Source organism: Rhodospirillum sp. A1_3_36 (assembly GCF_047263945.1).
Lineage (GTDB): Bacteria > Pseudomonadota > Alphaproteobacteria > Rhodospirillales > Rhodospirillaceae > Rhodospirillum.
This window is the reverse complement of the sequence record NZ_JBLAVB010000006.1, coordinates 82,441-99,162: the sequence shown is the minus strand read 5'-3', so window position 1 is coordinate 99,162 and position 16,722 is coordinate 82,441. Positions and strand designations below refer to the sequence as shown.

The following is a 16,722-nucleotide window of genomic DNA, read 5'->3' as shown; positions in this document are numbered from 1 at the left end:
TGAGCAATGCCATTTACGATGCACCTTCATAAAGCAATCCGTCGATGTCAGCTAGCAAATCAAGAGCGTCTTCGCGAATTTGATCGCTATAGGAGTGAGGTTTCGCTCCGCGGCTTGTCGCTTCGGTGGCGTGTTCGGCCAGCGTTGCGTCGAGGAAGCTGACGATGTCGGCCACGGTCGGGTGGTTGAAAACCAGACTGACCGGCAGCGAGAGGGCCAGCGAACCGGCGATGGCGTTGCGGACCTGCACCGCCATCAGGGAGTCCAGCCCCTGCTCGGTCAGCGGCCGGTGGGGGTCGAGGGTGGCATCGGTCACGCCCAGCACCTGGCGCAGTGTGTCGCGCACCAGCGCGTCGAGGATCGTTAGGCGCTCCTCCTGCGCCGCGTCGCCAAGCCGGGCCAGCGGCCCACCGTCGGTCTGCGATGGCGTCTCCGCCATCTTCGCCGCCTCGCGAAGCTCCCGGAACAGGCTCGCCGGTTTGGCGAGCTGGCCGAGATAAACCCGCCAATCGGCGTCGAGCACGCTGATCTGGGCGGCCTCGTCCGCCAGAAGTCGGCCGAGCAGGTCGAGCCCGTCGTCCGGCCGGATCGCCGCGAAGCCTTGGCGGGCCAGCCGCTCGCGGATTGCGGGATCGGCGATGCCGACCCGATCCCACGGCCCCCAGTTGATGGCGGTTGCCGGTAGCCCCAGCGCCTTGCGGTGATGGGCCAGCGTGTCGAGGAAGGCGTTCGCGGCAGCGTAGTTGGCCTGCCCCGGGTTGCCTAACAGTGACGCGGCCGAGGAGAACAGTGCAAAGACGTCGAGATCCAGGTCGCGGGTCAGTCGGTGCAGATGCCACGCCCCTGCGGTCTTCGCAGGCAGGATGTCGGCAAAGCGCTCCCACGGCTGGTCGATCATCATGCCGTCGGCGATGCCACCCGCCGCGTGGAAGACGCCGCGCAGCGCGGGCGCGCTATCCCCGAAGTTGGCGATCAGCGCTGCCATGGCCTCGCCGTCGGCGACGTCGGCCTGATCCGTGCGGACGGTGGCCCCCGCCTGCTCCATGCGGGCGATGACCTCCAGCGCTTCCGGTGTCGGAGGCCGACGGCCGACCAGCGTGAGGTGCCGCGCCCCTTGCTCAACCAGCCATTCGGCGGTGAGCAGGCCGAGTGCGCCGAGGCCACCGGTGATCAGATAACCGCCATCGGCGCGGATTGCGACCGGCTGGTCGGCCAAGGGCGTCTTGTGCTCGACCAGACGAGCGACCAGCCGTTCGCCGCGGCGCCAGGCCACCTCGCCCTCGTCGTCGGGGGTGCGTAGCGTGGCGAGCAGGTCGGTGTCGGGCGCGGGACTCGCCGGGTCGAGATCGACACAAGCGGCGTGGGTCTGCGGATATTCCAGCGCCAGCGTCAGCCCGAGGCCCCACAGCGGTGCCTGTTCGACGCGCGGCGGTTCCGCGTCGCCGGGCAGGACCCGTGCGCCACGCGTGACCAGCCAGAGCCGGGCGGCTTCGAGCGCGTCCGCCTTGTCCAGTGCCTGAACCAGATGCAGGGCGCCGGCACAGGCGTGGCTGCGGCCGCCGTTCGCGTCGGGCGTGGTCTCGTCGAGGCTCCACAGATGGACCACGCCCGCGAAGCGCTCGCCGGGGGCCAGACTGTCGCGCAGCAGGCGCGCGAAGTCCTCCGGCTGGGTCGGGTCGACCTGGTAACGGTCAGGGCCGAGCGTCGCGAAGCCCCCGCCGGCGAAGGCCAGCACGCAGCGCGCGCCATCGGCGGTCAGCGGCTTCACCAGCCCCTCCGCGACGCCGTTCGCGTCCGCCAGCAGCAGCCAGCGGCCGACCGGCTCCTCCTCGACTGGGGCCACCGCCGGGGCGAGCGTGCGCCAGTCCTTGGCGTAGAGCCGGTTGCGTGGGGTGGTGGCGCCGAGGCGGCGGATATCCTCGCCGCGCGCCCGCCGACCCTCGAAGCCGATGAACTCCAGCACCGGACGGTCGTCGCGGTCGTAGAGCCGCACATCGGCGGCCACCCGGTCGGCGCTGCCGGTCTCGCGCAGGGTTAGATGCGCCCAGGCGCCGTCCGGGTTCGGGTCGGCGTGGACGCGCACAGCCTCGATGGCGAAGGGCAGCCAAGTGTCGCCCGCCTCCAGCGGCGCCGCAGCGAGCAGCAGTCCGAAGGCGGCGTCGAGCAGGCCGGGATGGAGCGGCCGCGCCGCCACTCCGCCCAGCGACCTGGGCATAGCCAGAGTGCACACCGCTTCCGCGTCACCAAGGCGAAGCGCCCGGATCCAGCGGTAACTGGGGCCGAGCCCGATGTCCCGGTCGGCCTGCGCCTGATAGAAGTCCTCCGCAGCAATCTCTTGCCCGCAGCGGTCCCACACCGCGCTGCGGGATTGACCGTCGGTCGGGGCGGCAGGGGGGGCATCGGTGACGGCCGTCGCCTCCACATGGGTGGTCGCCACGGGATCGGCGTCATCGTCGGCTTCCGGGCTGCTCACGAAGCTGACAACCCGCAGCGCGGTGCGTTCCCCCTGCGGCGTCAGCACGACCTGGACGGTCGTTTCGCGTTCCCCGGGGATGACCAGCGGCTGAAGGAAGCTGACGTCGTGGACCGTGCTGACGACGCCTTTCCGCATCTTGGCGACAGCGGCCAACATCATCGACAGATGGCAGGCGCCGGAGACCACCACCTCGCCGAACACCCGGTGATCGCCAAGCAGCGGCGGTTCGCTGGCGCCAAAGCAGGTCTCATAGACGGTGGCGCCCAGTGTTGGCACGCGGACGCGCCGACCGAGCAATGGCGCCGCGCCCGTGCCCGCAGAGCGACGCTTCGGTTTGGCGTCGCCGACCGGCCGGTCGAGCCAGTAGCGCTGGCGTTGGAACGGATAGGTCGGCAGCGGCAGGCGGCGGCGCGGATAACCCGCGTCGAAACCTGCCCAATCCACCGACCCGCGCACCGCGAGCTGCGCCAGACTGTCGAGCAGCGGCTCCCAATCCGGTCGGTTTTCGGTGATGCTTGGCAGCAGTCGCACCATGTCGCTATCCAGACAGGCTGCGGCGAGGCCGAGCAGGGTCGCCTTCGGCCCGACCTCCAGGAAGGTGGTCACACCCGACGCGGCGAGGGATTCGATACCGGTCTGGAACAGGACCGGCTGGCGGATGTGGCGGCACCAGTAGTCCACCTTCGTCACCTCGTCGGTGGCGAAGGCTCCGGTGACGTTGGAGATCAGCGGAATGACCGGCGCGCCAAAATTCACCCGCCCGGCCGCCTGGGCGAAGGCATCGAGCATCGGCTCCATCAGCGGTGAGTGGAAAGCATGCGAGGTGCGCAGCGTCCGGCAGGCGCTGCCCTGGCCTTCGAGCGCAGCGCGGACGGCGGCGATAGCCTCCTTGGTCCCGGACAGCACGGTGTGCGCAGGGCCGTTCTCTGCCGCGACGTCGATTCGACCGACGTGGGCTGCCAGCAGCGGCTCCACGTCCGTCCGGTCGGCGAAGACGGCCAGCATCTCCCCGTCGCCTGGCAGCTCGCGCATCAGGCGGGCGCGGGTCACGACCAGTGCCAAAGCCTCCTCCAGGCTAAACACCCCGGCCACACAGGCCGCGACATATTCGCCCAAGCTGTGCCCCATCACCGCGTCGGGCACCACGCCCCAGGACATCCACGTCTGGGCCAGCGCGTAATCGACCGCGAACAGCGCTGGCTGGGTGTAGAGCGTGTCGTCGAGATCCACGTCAGGATCGTCGGCATAGAGCATGTCGGTCAGCGGCCGGTCGAGCAGCGGTGCCAGGATGTCGGCGCAGCGGTCGAGCGTCTCGCGGAACACCGGTTGTGTCTCGTAGAGCTCTCGCCCCATGCCCGCATATTGCGCACCCTGCCCGGTGAACAGGAAGGCGACGCGCTCGTTGCCGACGGCTGTCGACTGTCCCCGCGCGCTGTCGGTCCCGGTCAACGCGCTCTCCAGGGCGGTGGCAAGCTCCTCCGCCGTGGCGCCGGTGACACCGAGACGGTGGTCGAAGGCTTTGCGGCCGGTGTTGGCGGTGAAGCAGACATCCGCCGCCGGGGCGTCGGGATGGTCGCGCAAGTAAGCGGCGTAACGACCGACAAGCTGGGCCAGCGCCGTCTCGTTGCGCGCCGACAGGGTCAGGATGTGGCGCGGGCGCTCAAACTCCGCCACGACCGGAGCGACGGCGGGCGCCTCCTCCAGGATCACATGGGCGTTGGTCCCGCCGATGCCCAGCGAGTTTACGCCGGCGCGGCGTGGCGCCCCGTCCGGCGCGGGCCAGGGGGTCAGCCGGGTCGGCACGTAGAAGGGGCTGCTGGGAAAGTCGATGGCCGGGTTCGGCGTTTCGTAATGCAGGCTGGCCGGGATCGCCTTGTTGCCGAGCGCCAGCACCGTTTTGATGAAGCCGCCCATGCCCGAGGCGATCTGCATGTGTCCGATGTTGGTTTTGACCGATCCGATGGCGCAGAAGCCGGTCGCCTCGGTGCTCAGGCGGAAGGCCTGGGTCAGGGCGTTGACCTCGATCGGGTCGCCCATCTCGGTGCCGGTGCCGTGCGCTTCGACGAAGCCGATGGTTTCCGCCGACACGTCGGCCATGGCCAGCGCCTCGGCTACCGCCGATGCTTCGCCTTCGCCCGAGGGGGCCATGAAGCCGACCTTGACGCCGCCGTCGTTGTTGACGGACGAGCCCTTGATTACCGCGTGGATGTGGTCGCCATCGCGGATCGCGTCGTCCAGCCGCTTCAACAGAACGACGCCGACGCCACTGCCGAAGATGGTGCCCTTGGCCTTGGCATCGAAGGCCCGGCAATGGCCGTCCGGCGACACGATCATGCCGTCCTGATAGAGGTGCCCGGCGCAATCCGGCACCTGCACGGCGGACCCGGCGGCCAGGAACATGTCGGCCTCGCCATTCAGCAACGACTGGCAGGCCATATGGATGACCACCAGACCGGTGGAGCATGCCGTCTGCACGTTGACGCTGGGACCGCGCAGATTGAGTTTGTAGGACAGCCGGGTGTTCAGATAGTCCTTGTCGTTGGCCACCATCAGCTGGAAGCCGCCCATCGAATCCGCCGTCATGACGTCCAGATCGTCGATCAGATCCAGACTTCCCCGGTTCGGCATGACGTTGTTCAGCAGATAGGTGTTTATGCTGCCGCCGGCATAGACGCCGATCTCGCCGGGATAGCTGATCGGGTCGTAGCCGGCGTTCTCCATTGCCTCCCACCCGCATTCCAGCAGCAGTCGCTGCTGCGGATCCATCAGCGTCGCGTCCTGCGCGCCGTAGCCGAAGAACTCCGCGTCGAAGCCCTTGATGTCCGACAGGACCGGACTGGCCTTCACATAGCCGGGGCGGCGGACCACCGACGGGTCGATGCCCGAGGCAAGGACTTCCTCCTCGCTGAAGAAGGTGATGGATTCGGTGCCGTTGGCCAGATTGCGCCAGAAGGCGTCGGGATCGTCGGCGCCGGGGAACCGGCAGGCCATGCCGATCACCGCGATGTCGCGACCGCCCTTGCCCTCAGCCTCGGGCCCGTCTCCAGTTCGACCACCAAGCGCGCGACCGCGCGCCTTGGCCCGGTCGGAGCCCCGTTGCGAGGGATTGGCTTTGGGGCTGTCGTCTGCGAGTGCCGCCACCAGCGCGCGGATGGTGGGGAAATTGAACAGATCGACCAACGCCAGACGTGGCCCGAACAGCTCCGCCAAGCGATGATGCGCCTGGACCAGCAGCAGGGAGTGGCCGCCCAACTCGAAGAAGCTGTCGTCCAGCCCGACCTCGGTTACGCCAAGCAGGTCCGTCCACACCTCGGCGATGCGGAGTTCCATCTCCGACGCGGGCACCGCGCCAGCCGCCGCGCCTCGCTCCTGCTCGCTTAGCACCGTCGCCAGCTTCTCGCGGTCGATGGCACCGGTGATGGTCAGAGGCATTTCTCGCAGATAATGCAGCGGCGTGCCCGGACGACAGGAGGGCAGGCGGCCGAAGGCGTCCTCGGCGAACAGCCGCTCGTAGAAGGGATGCGCGCGGAACGGCGCCTCGTAATGGAAGGAGGTGTGGTGGACGGCGACCGCCTCGCCCGACGCGCGGATCAGCCGACCCTCGACCGTGAAGTCGGGGTTCAGCCCGTTTCCGCAGATGCGCCGGGTTACCGTCGCCTCCACCCGGTCGCCAGGGGTGACCTCGATGCCCGGTTCGAACACTGGCAGATAGACGGGCAGCCAGCTGTGTTCGTTTTCCAGGATGTCGATGACTTCGCCCTCGATGGTGTGGAGGGTGAGCCAGACCAGAAAGCCGTCGAAGCGCCCAGCGGTCTCGACGGTCAGCGCGATGTCGTGCCGGTCCTCCAGCTGGGTCGGGCGGCTGAAGTCCAGATCCTCGTACACGTCGGCCGATGACAGCAGATGGTCCTGCGGGAACTTCTTGATGCAGACGCGCAGGTCGAAGGGGCGGCCGATCTGCGCGAAGATCTTCTCGGTGTAGGAGGCCGGAACGCGGTGGAAGCCCGGATTGCGCAGGATCTCGTCGGGTAGGGTGGCGACCGCGATCTTGGTGACGCTGCGCGATGGAATCATGATGCCGCCCGGCTTCAGCAGCCGGTGGGCGTCGTTGATGATGACCGCGGCGCCCTCGCAGCCGCCGATCGGGCCGACGATCTCCGACACGCAGACGTCCGCGAGCTCCGGCAGCTCGACCTCGCCCGCCAGACCGTGGAAGACGGTGATGCGGTCGGACAGGCCAAGGCTTTCGATGTGGGCGACGGCCAGTTCATAGGCCTCGTCGCCCTTTTCGATGGCGTAGACCTTGCGTGCGCCGGCCTGCAAGGCCAGCCGGGAGAGGATCGCTTCCTTGCCGGTGCCGACATCGACGACGATCTTGCCCTTCACCGTGCGTTCCAGCGCCGCGACGTATTTCTCGTTGCGCAAATGGTCGTTGGCCAGCGCGTAGTAGATCAGATCATCGTACACGTAATATTCGGCGACCGAGGGCCACAGCTCGATCTGTTCCAGCGCCGCCGTCTCCGGTTCGCGCAACTGGATGAAGTCGCAGGGCGTCGGGGTGCCGTAGGCGTCGACCGGCGAGGGCAGCCCGGCCTCCTCCGGAGTGATCAGGCGGCTGGCGGTGTAGAAGGCGGTTCGGCTGGTCGGCTCCAAAGGGCCATCGGTTCGGCGGGCGCGGATGCGGGTGTCGCTTTCCTCCAGCCCGATCAGCAGCCGACCCCGGCCCAGCCGCAGCCCGATGAGCAGCGCGTTCAGCCCGCGCCGCGGGTCGGCGTCGGCGAGGTCCTGGATGCGGGCACCATGGATCGGCACGCCCTCCGCTTCCAGTCGGGCGACCAGCGCGGCGTGGAAGGCGGCCAGCGCGGCGGCGGCGGGGTTTTCGCCGCACAGGTCGTCGGCGGTGGAGAACAGGGTGAAGGCGGCGCTGTCGTGCGACCGAGCCAGCCGGGCTAGCGCCAATGCGCCGACCATGTCGGCCTCAAAGGCCGTGGCGAGGGTGGAGTGGCTATCCTTGGCGGATGAAGGCGCAGCCGACAGATGGATCACGCCGTCCAAGGCGCCGCCCCATTCGGCGAGCGCGGCATTGATGATGGAATCGTCGTCGGGTGTGGCCGCGAGATAGGCGCAGGCGCCGTCCATCGCTTTCAAGCGTCGGAACGCCGCCGCCCGCTCGTCGCCAGCCCGTCCTTCGGCAAGGGGCGCGTGGCCCAGGATCAGGACGCGGGCGTGGTGGTGGGACAGCAGGTGTTCCGCCAGAACCGGTCCCAGACCCTCCAGGCCGTTGTTCAGTAGGTAGACGCCGTGCCGATGCAGCGGGTTGCGCCATCCCTCCTCGGCGCCGCGCGCGATGAGGTCGACACGGCGCAGACCTGCCACCCAGCGGGCGTCGTCGCGCAGCGCGACGTGGGTGTCGGCTGATGGCGTGAGAAGCTCCTGGGCGACGGCTGCAAGGTCCGCATCGTCTGGCGTCGTCGGTAGGTCAAGGTGGCGCACCTCCAGGCCCGGCAGGGTTCGGGCCACAGCTTCCACCACACCCGCCAGCGCGGAGCCTGCCGCTTTCCCCGCCTCACCCGGCAGGACGGCGGCGGCGCTGCAGGACAGCGTCAGTAGTCGCGCGGGCGTGTCCGAGTTTTGGGTGGCCAGGGCCTGGGCGAGGACCAGCAGCCCGCGCGCCGCGCGGGCGCCGTGTGCCAAATCGTCGGCCGCGATGTCGCAAGCCATGATATGCAGCGCGCAGTCCAGCCTGGTTCCCGCCCGTTCCAGACGCTCCAAAAGTTCGGCGAACTCCTCCGGACGATCCGGGTTCAGCACCCATTCGGTTGGGCCGGTCTGGACCAGCCCCTCACCCGACGCGACGGTGACGCAGGACAGGCCCGACGCCGTCAGGGCGGCGACCGCGCGGCGACCGATGCCAGCGTCGTCGAGCGCCACCAGACAGGCACCGTCTGGGCGCCGCGCGCTGTGGACCAGCGCCTTTCGGTGCCAATGCTCCTCCAGGAAGCGGTCGGGCAGGGTGCGCTCATTCCCCGCCAGCGCGTCGGCCCGGTCGAGTGACTCCTGGAAATCTCCAGCGTCGAAACGCGCGGTCAGGCGCTTGTGCTGGATCTTGCCGATGGCGGTTTTGGGAATGTCCTCTCGCTCCACCGGGATCAGGTAATCCGCGCGGATGCCCAGCTGCTTGGTCAGCCGCGTCTGGATGGCGCGCAGCAGCGGGCGCAGCAAGGCATCGGTGGTCAGTGGTGTGTGGAAGAAGACCGCGAGCCTCGGCTGGTCATCGCCCGGCGCGCGGACCGAGCAAGCGGCGCTGAAGGACGCGGTGACACCGTTCACCTGTTCGACGGTGCCCTCAATCTCACTATTGTAGAAGTTGGCGCCGTTGACGATGATTCCGGTGCCGACGCGGCCGGTCAGGAACAGCTCCCCATCCTGGAGGAAGCCGCCGTCGCCGGTCTCGAACCAGCCATCTTCGCGGAAGACGGCGTTGGCCTCCGTGTTGCCATGGTAGCCCCGCGACACCGCCGCGCCGCGGAACTGTACGTGTCCGACGGTGCCCAGCGGCACCAGCCGCTGCTCGTCATCGACGATGCGCACGGCCATGCCGGGGATGACCGGGCCGAGGCTGGCGAAGGAAATGGCGGTGTCGTCGTCGGGATCGGCCGGGCGCAGCGCGCCGCCCAGCGAGGTCCGGTCGATGTGGCGAAAGGTCAGCGAGCGGCCGTCCGCTGGCCGGTGATAGGTGACGCCCGATCCCATCTCCGCCATACCGAAGGCGGTCCGCACTACCGACGGACGCAGGCCGAAGGGGGCGAGTCCGGCCAGGAACTCCCGCGTCGCGGCGCGGGTGATCATCTCACCGGCGGTCAGCAGGCCCTTGACGCAGGACAGATCCCAATCGCCCGGACGGTCGGTCTTCAGCGCCCCGCTGACCAGCGAATAGGCGAAATTGGGCGCCCAGCTGTGGGTCACTCGGTGGCGGTGGATCAGTTCCATCCAGTTCAGTGGCCGCCCGAGCACATATTCCTTGGGCGCGTAGACCAGCGTGCAACCCAACGCCACGCAGCGAATGTGCCAGTCGGAGATGCTGCCGACATGGTCGAAGGGCAGCCAGTTCAGGATCACGTCGTCCGACGCATGCTCGCACAGCAGGTTCACGCCCTGGGCGCGGGCCAGCACATTGGCGTGCGTCAGCATCACCGCCTTGGGCGCGCCGGTGCTGCCCGACGACAGGGTGTAGAAGGCGATCTCGTCCGGTGTCGCGGCGTAAAGCGCGTCATCGGGCGCGCCGCCGCGCAGATCGTCGATGACCGCGGTGCGGGCGCCGACCAGCGCGGACGACCGGGTGATCGCGTCGGCCCGCGCTGGGCTGGCCAGCATCAGCGGGTGGTCAAGCAGTCCCCAGATGTGGATCAGATGATCCAGTGGTCGGCTCTCCACGTCGTAGGCCATGGGAACGGATACGATCACCGGACGGATGCCGCCCAGCACGCACCCCCAGAAGGCTTCCAGAATGTCCTCGTTGCGGTCGAGCTGAAGGATGACCCTGTCGCCCGGCCCGAGACCCAGCCCGCGCAAGCCGCCCAGCACCCGCTGCGCGGCCACCGCCAGGGCGCCGTAGCTGCCGATGCGCTGCGATCCGTCCGCCTCGACCTGGATGATCTGGGCGTCCTGCGGCGCGCGGCTCAGCAGTTCGGGCAAGGTGCGCGGCGCGTCCGCGACTTGCGGCAGCGGTCCGCCCTCGCTCAGCGACGGCGCGGCGGTCGGAAGGGTTTCCTCTGCGTCAGCCGAGGCGGCGGTTGACTCGGTCTGTCGCGCTGCCGTGGCCGGCGGCAGCAGGTCGCGCAGCAGCCGGTCGACGGGGATGTGGCGTCGGCTTTCCTCGCGCGGACCGGTCAGGCCGGCGACGCGGTCGATGCCGGGGCGGGCGGCCATCGCGCGCTCCCACTCCGGAATCGCGTCATCGGACCAGACGGGCAGCCGCTCCAAGGCGGCGCGGTCGGGCTGTCCGTCGGCGGTGAGCGGAATGTGGAGGAGGGGTACGAAGGCGGCGACCCGCCCGCCGACGCGTTCCGTCAGCCGGGGCCGCAGCCGGTCGAAATCCAGTGGCGCGTCGACGACCACATAAGCGATTCTGTCGGATTGGCCCGCCGGGTTTTTCCGGTCGAGGATCACGCATTCCTTCACCCCACCGCCCACCAGCAACATATCTGCGCATTGCTGCAAGTCGTCGTCCTGAATTCGCATGGTCATCACCAAATCACCCGATTGTGTGTCGCCAGCCAGGAAATGCGCCCTGACCCAAACGTGTCTTTATTTAGAAACAAAACGCCTAGAGGTGCAGGCTATGCAACCAAGGGCCGTCGGTCAAGGTTGGTATCGCGATCAAATTGAATTTCATCGCTGTCCTGGTATTGCCGCTCCATCATGACATAACCTAACTCGGCGGAAAGGTGGAAAAAGGGCGTTAACGGGGTACCGTATGGTCGTCTTTGGATTTCGAATACCCAAATGTTCAAAAAGAGGGTCCTGATCTCGGAATTGTCTAAAACCTATAGATTGTAAAACCTTATAGATAGAATGAGAGTAAAACAGCCTCGGGCGGGCAGGTACCCATGGAGCGTCGAGTTTTTGTCGCACTCAACGCTGAAAAATCGCGAATTGATACCGGGAGGCATTGGGCTGCGCCGATACATCGGGCTTTACAACCGCTTATCGGGTGTGATTATATCAAAACACGCGATAATATATCCTCCGAGTTGCTCATCGGAACCTGGGCGTGTGGCGAAATTCGTCCTCAGGGCGGCATTGACCGAAAGCCGAAGCAGCCCAAATCCATGGATTAAGCCCGGAACAACGGTGTCAGCATTACGAGGAAGCGGCCATGATCTTCGGCTCCTATTTACTGCTCTGTCTGGTGGTGGCGTTTGCCGGGCGGCGACGGCGGCTGGGGTTTTTCGGGTATTTCTTCGTCGCAGCGATGCTAACGCCGTTCGTCGGCTTGCTGATTCTGCTGTTCGGTCGCATGGATCAGAACCGCGACCAACCGGAGAATATGAAATTGTGCAAGCAGTGCGAGAAGGAATACAAGAAGCTGTTGGAAAAAAAGTATTGCCCGCATTGCGGATGCGCAATGTGACTGTGATCCTGCGATGACGGGTGCCGCCTGATGGAATTACTCCAACTGCTCCGAACCGAGGCAGTGCCCGGTCTGCGGCGCATTCTCGCGATGGCGACGGTCGCTGGACTCAGCAATGCCGCCGTGCTGGCGCTGATCAACATTGCTGCCAACCTGAAGCAGGAGGAGCGGAGCGACATCGTCACACTGGGCGCACTGTTCATCCTGGTCGTTGCCGCCTATACGGTTTCGCAGAGTTTCGTCATGTCCTCCACGGCGCAGGAGGTGGAGCGGATCATCCACCGCATCCGCTGTCGGTTGGTCGAGGAACTGCGGACCTGCGAGCTGGACGGTATGGAAAAGGTCGGTCGGACGACCATCTTCAACGGCCTTAGCAAGGAAATCCAGACGATCGCCCAGTCCGGCAACATGCTGGGCATGCTGGTGCAGGATGGCGTGTTGCTTATCTTCGCCACGCTATATCTGATTTTGGTCTCTCTGCCCGCGTTCGTCTTGACCATGATCTTCACCGCCGTGGCGACCTGGCTCTATCTGGCCCGAATGGCGCGGATCAACGCCGCGATTCAAGAGGCTAAGGTCGCCGAATACCGGCTGCACGATCTGTTGGGCGGGGTGCTCGACGGCTTCAAGGAGATCAAGCTCAACAGCCGCCGCTCTGCCGAGTCAACGGATGACGTGGTCCGCGCCTCGCTGAATGCGGCCGACGAGCGCACCAAGGCGCAGTCGGAGTTTGGCCGCACCTTCGTTTTCACGCAGAACGTCTTCTTCCTGCTGCTGGGCACGGTGGTGTTCCTGGTGCCGATGCTCAGCGAGATCACCAGCGACAGTCTGGTGAAGGCGACTGCGGCGGTACTGTTCCTGTTCGCACCGCTGTCCGCCGTGGTGTCGTCAATTCCAGTCCTGGCCAGCGCCAACGCGTCGGCCAACGCCATCACCGACCTGGAACGGTTACTGCACAAGACCGGGGAGGACGGGCGCAGGATCGTGTCGCGTCCGGCCTCCGCAGCGCCTGCCACCTTCCGTGAGATCGAACTGCGCGACGTGACCTTCCGATTTGACGAGGGCAATGCCGATTGCCCTTTCCAGGTCGGACCGATCAATCTGAAGCTGCGGGCAGGCGAGACAGTATTCATCTCCGGAGGCAACGGGTCGGGCAAGTCAACGTTCATGCGCCTGTTGACCTCGCTCTACTGGCCGCAGCGGGGAATGATCCAGGTCGACGGGCAGCTGTTGGAGCGCGAGGATGTCGACGGTTACCGCGCGCTGTTCTCGGCAGTGTTCAGCGATTACCACCTGTTCAAGCGGCTCTACGGCCTCGACGAGGAGGCGCTTGAACAGGCGCAGACGCTGATTGAGGAGTTCGAGCTGTCGGACAAGACGACGCTTATCGGGAACGGATTCTCGACCGTCGACCTGTCCGCCGGCCAACGCAAGCGTCTGGCTCTGATCGTCGCGATTATGGAACGGCGGCCGATCTGCGTGCTGGACGAATGGGCGGCGGACCAGGACCCCTATTTCCGGCGCAAATTCTACGATGACGTCATTCCGAAGATGAAGGCCGAGGGCACCACGATCATCTGCGTGACCCACGACGACCGCTATTTCGGTCTCGCGGATCGCCGTATCCACCTGGAAGAGGGCAGGATCGTGATGGACACCCGGGTAGCAGCCAATGGGGAGACGGCGAATGCTTAGGTTCATACCGAAACGTGTTCGCCGCTTCTTTGCCTTTCGCGCGCCGGAAATGCTGCTGGTGACCTTTGCCGTGGTGTTCTTCGTCGTGGTGTTCCGACACGAGATGTTCGTCTCAATCGGCCCCGGCCATTACGGCGTGTTGTGGCGGCGGTTCGGTGGCGGTACGGACACCCAGCATCTGTTCGGTGAAGGCATCCATATCATCCTGCCGACCGACAAAATGTACATCTTCAACGGCCAGATTCAGGTGGGTGAGGAAAAGCTCGACGTGCTGTCGTCCGACGGCCTGAAGATGGTCGTCGATGTGGTCTATCGCTTCAGCTTGAACCCCGACGAGATCGGTGACCTCGCCAAATATGTCGGTCCGCACTACCAGGAAAAACTGATCGCGCCTCAGGTCGCCTCGATGGCGCGGAACAGTTTCTCGAACAACACGCCGGAGGAGATCTTCTCCCGGCGGCGTGAAGACATCGAGGCGGCGCTGACCGGCGACGTGCAGAAGCGCATGGACACGATGTTCAAGCCTGACTGGAGGCCGGGCCCGGCGCTCCGCTTTGTCAAGGTGTGGGACGTGCTGATCCGTGGCATCACCCTGCCCCAGTCGGTCGCAGCCGCCATCGAGGCGAAGAACCGGGCGAAACAGAAGAACGAGGCCTATGATTTCCGCCTCTTGAGCGAGGCCAAAGAGGCGCAGCGCAAGGAGATCGAGGCCGCCGGCATCGAGAAATTCCAACTGAAGGTCTCGCCGGGCCTGACCGAAAGCTATCTGCAATGGCAGGGCATCCAGGCGACCGAGCGGCTCGCCAAGTCGAATAACGCGAAGATCGTCGTCATTGGCGCTGGCAAGAGCGGGCTGCCGGTGATCCTGGGCGGTCTCGACGACGGCAAGACCGACACGGAGCTGAAGCTTGGTCCGAGTGAGGACACTGAAAATTCCGATGAGGATGTGGCGTACGAGGACGTCAGGAAGGATGCGTCGTCCGGCGCCGAGACGGACGCGAAGCCGACGGCGGTTGGCGGTAAGTCATCGGACAAGGCCACGCCCGGGAAGAGCTCTTCCGCGAAACCGGCTGCCGCCAAACCGACCTCGTCCGGCACGTCCGACGGGGCGAAGCCCTAGGGCCCTAGAGTGAACCTGGGTCAGCTTGAGTCAAGCTGGCTCAGGTTCACTCTGGGCCACAGTCGGTTACGACAAGGGGCTGAAGCGGGGGACGCTGAGCGTCAACATCACCATCCCCTTCAAGGGCGCTCGGACGCCCTGGATGCGGAGGCTCTGCAAGACATCCGCGATTTGTTCCGCTTCTGCGCCCCATGTCGGTGCTGATTGGATCACGTTTCTGAAATCAGATACTTGGAGCGGAATGAGACGGAAAGCCCACGGTTTACGACAGGGGGTGTTTTCCCGTCACGGGGCTTTGCCCCGTCGCCCACTGGGGCCGAAGAGTCCAGACCCCAAGCCCAAAAGACACTGTCGTGTACCTTGCGGAAAACCGCATACACTTTTCCCATTTCGCTCTAATACCAAGCGGCGCGGGTTGAAACCCACGCCGCTTTTCCTGCGTTCAAACGCCAGGCGGGCTTTTACGCGCCATAAGGCGCGGCGGCCACTTGGCCGCTTCCAAGGCGCGGTGAGGCAAACTCACCGCACCTTGGTATAAGAACTGGTCCACCCCTGCTATTCGAACGATGGCGGAGACCCGGAACGCAATCTGGAAACCTCAAAGGGGCTTGGCCCGATCTTCGCCGCCGCGCAGGAGGAGGAGAAATTCCTAGCCGGGCAGATGGTGCCGCTCGGCGTCGGCGCCATTGGCCAGTGACGCCGCGCTGGCCGGTCACCGCGTCAACCGCCGGGTCGAGACCTGGATCAGGCCCTGACCCGGCCCATATGGGGGCTCTTGGGGTGTCAGGCCGCGTTCGGCAGCAACCATTCGCCGTTGGTGACGAAGAATCGCTCCGCGTAGGACTCGCCCAGCCGGTCGATGCGGGTAGAAAACTCCCGCAACGGCTCGGTCCCACCCTCGGGGTGCGGGAAGTCGCTGCTGTAGCAGTAGCAGTCGGCCAGACCGTGGCGGTCGACGTAATCGGCGACCGGCTCGAAGCGGTAGGGGGTGACACGGACATTGCGCTCGATGTATTCCGACGGCTTCATCGACAGCACGTCCGACAGCCGCCGCCGGTAGATGGTGTTGATCTGATCCAGCTTTTCAGCGGTCGGTCCCAACCAGCCCGCGCCCAACTCGAACATCCCGAAACGCAGGTTGGGGAAGCGGTCGAAGACGCCGCCCAGCACGATGGTCGTCAGGAAGTTTTGCGGGGCATATTGCAGGGCGGTGAAGTTGAAGATGTTGATCTGTTCGCACTCGGACGTGATGTCGGTGGGGCTGAAGTTGAGATGCTCGACGCCGTTCGCCCAATCGTAACTGGACATGAAGCCCATTTCGCCGCCGGCATGCAGCACGGCGGTCGCGTTGGCCTCCTCAATCATGCGCCACAGTCGGTCCATCGCCGGGTGGGCCGGGGACAACTTGCCTGGCGGGTTGGCGCTGGGCAGCACGAAGGCACGGCAACCGGCCTTCAGCATCCGCTCCGCCTCGTCGATTGCGACGTCGATGTCGTGCGTGTTCAGCAACGCCGCCGCGCGCAGCCGCACGGGGTCCGTCTCGATATAGGCGAGGACGAATCGGTTCCAGTGGCGCATCGTGCGCACGCCAAGCTCGTTGTCCGCGAATGTCAACGCCATGATACCTGGATCGGCGAGAATCAACGCGCGCGCCACACCCATCCGGTCCAACAACTTCAACCGACCATCAGCGGTAAACGCGCCGGGCGCCACCGCGCCCTTCATGGTCCACACGGTCTCGTCGGTGAAAACCGAAGTTTCATCAGCGATCAGCGAAGTGACGCGTTTTTGCTGGTCGGGCGGAACCTGATCCTTCATCTGGCGAAGCATGTTCGCGAACTGAATCCCGACTTCGCCAGCGGCGATTTCATAAGTATCCGGTGAGGGCTGAATGTGCATGTCGAGATCAAGCAGCCTGCCATGGTATCCGCTTCCGTCCAGCATCGTGTTCCCCATTTCAAGTTCCGCGTCAAATTCCTCGGTCGTCACTACCTTCGAGAGCTGGCGCGACCGCTTTCAACCAGCATAATGAGCTTGCGGATAATGAATGGTCAACCCGTATGGTATATGTCTCACCCTGCCTAATGCTTCATCGTCGTGTAATATGTCGGATCGCCGAATTATTTTTTCGGCAACATGACGCGAAGCAATAGTGCTTTTGTATGTCGATTCTGAATGGATAGTCGGCTCTCGGGCTTGAATTACCGATGTTCCTGTCTAAAATTTTGAATGGGAGCGATTTACCGTGCCCCCGTGGGCGAGTTGTGGTACAGATGCGACGGGTGGTAGAAACACTGC

The 16,722-nt window shown here is 65.5% G+C and carries 5 protein-coding genes; 3 read left to right on the top strand and 2 right to left on the bottom strand.

Translation table 11 applies throughout. From position 1 onward, the window contains the following. Positions 1 to 13: 13 nt before the first annotated feature. On the bottom strand, positions 14 to 10,723 hold the full coding sequence (locus ACLIRY_RS14595; protein WP_413206145.1) for an SDR family NAD(P)-dependent oxidoreductase: 10,710 nt from the start codon (positions 10,721 to 10,723) through the stop codon (positions 14 to 16). Between the two features lie 631 nt (positions 10,724 to 11,354). Between ACLIRY_RS14595 and ACLIRY_RS14590 the strand changes: the two genes are divergently transcribed. The 3 genes from ACLIRY_RS14590 to ACLIRY_RS14580 are packed head-to-tail and all read left to right on the top strand — an operon-like array spanning position 11,355 to position 14,424. Next, positions 11,355 to 11,609 carry a hypothetical protein gene (locus ACLIRY_RS14590; protein WP_413206144.1) on the top strand — a complete coding sequence of 85 codons (255 nt, stop codon included), beginning with the start codon at positions 11,355 to 11,357 and terminating at the stop codon, positions 11,607 to 11,609. Positions 11,610 to 11,639: 30 nt separating this feature from the next. Then, positions 11,640 to 13,304, top strand: coding sequence for a cyclic peptide export ABC transporter (locus ACLIRY_RS14585; protein ID WP_413206143.1), 1,665 nt, complete (start codon positions 11,640 to 11,642; stop codon positions 13,302 to 13,304). Continuing rightward, positions 13,297 to 14,424, top strand: coding sequence for a prohibitin family protein (locus ACLIRY_RS14580; protein ID WP_413206142.1), 1,128 nt, complete (start codon positions 13,297 to 13,299; stop codon positions 14,422 to 14,424). Before ACLIRY_RS14585 ends, ACLIRY_RS14580 begins: the two co-directional genes overlap by 8 nt. Before the next feature lie 783 nt (positions 14,425 to 15,207). On the opposite strand, the gene ACLIRY_RS14575 is transcribed toward ACLIRY_RS14580, so the two are convergent. Further along, a complete protein-coding gene (locus ACLIRY_RS14575) occupies positions 15,208 to 16,413 on the bottom strand; it encodes an amidohydrolase family protein (RefSeq protein WP_413206141.1) in 1,206 nt (401 codons plus the stop codon). Positions 16,414 to 16,722 lie beyond the last annotated feature (309 nt).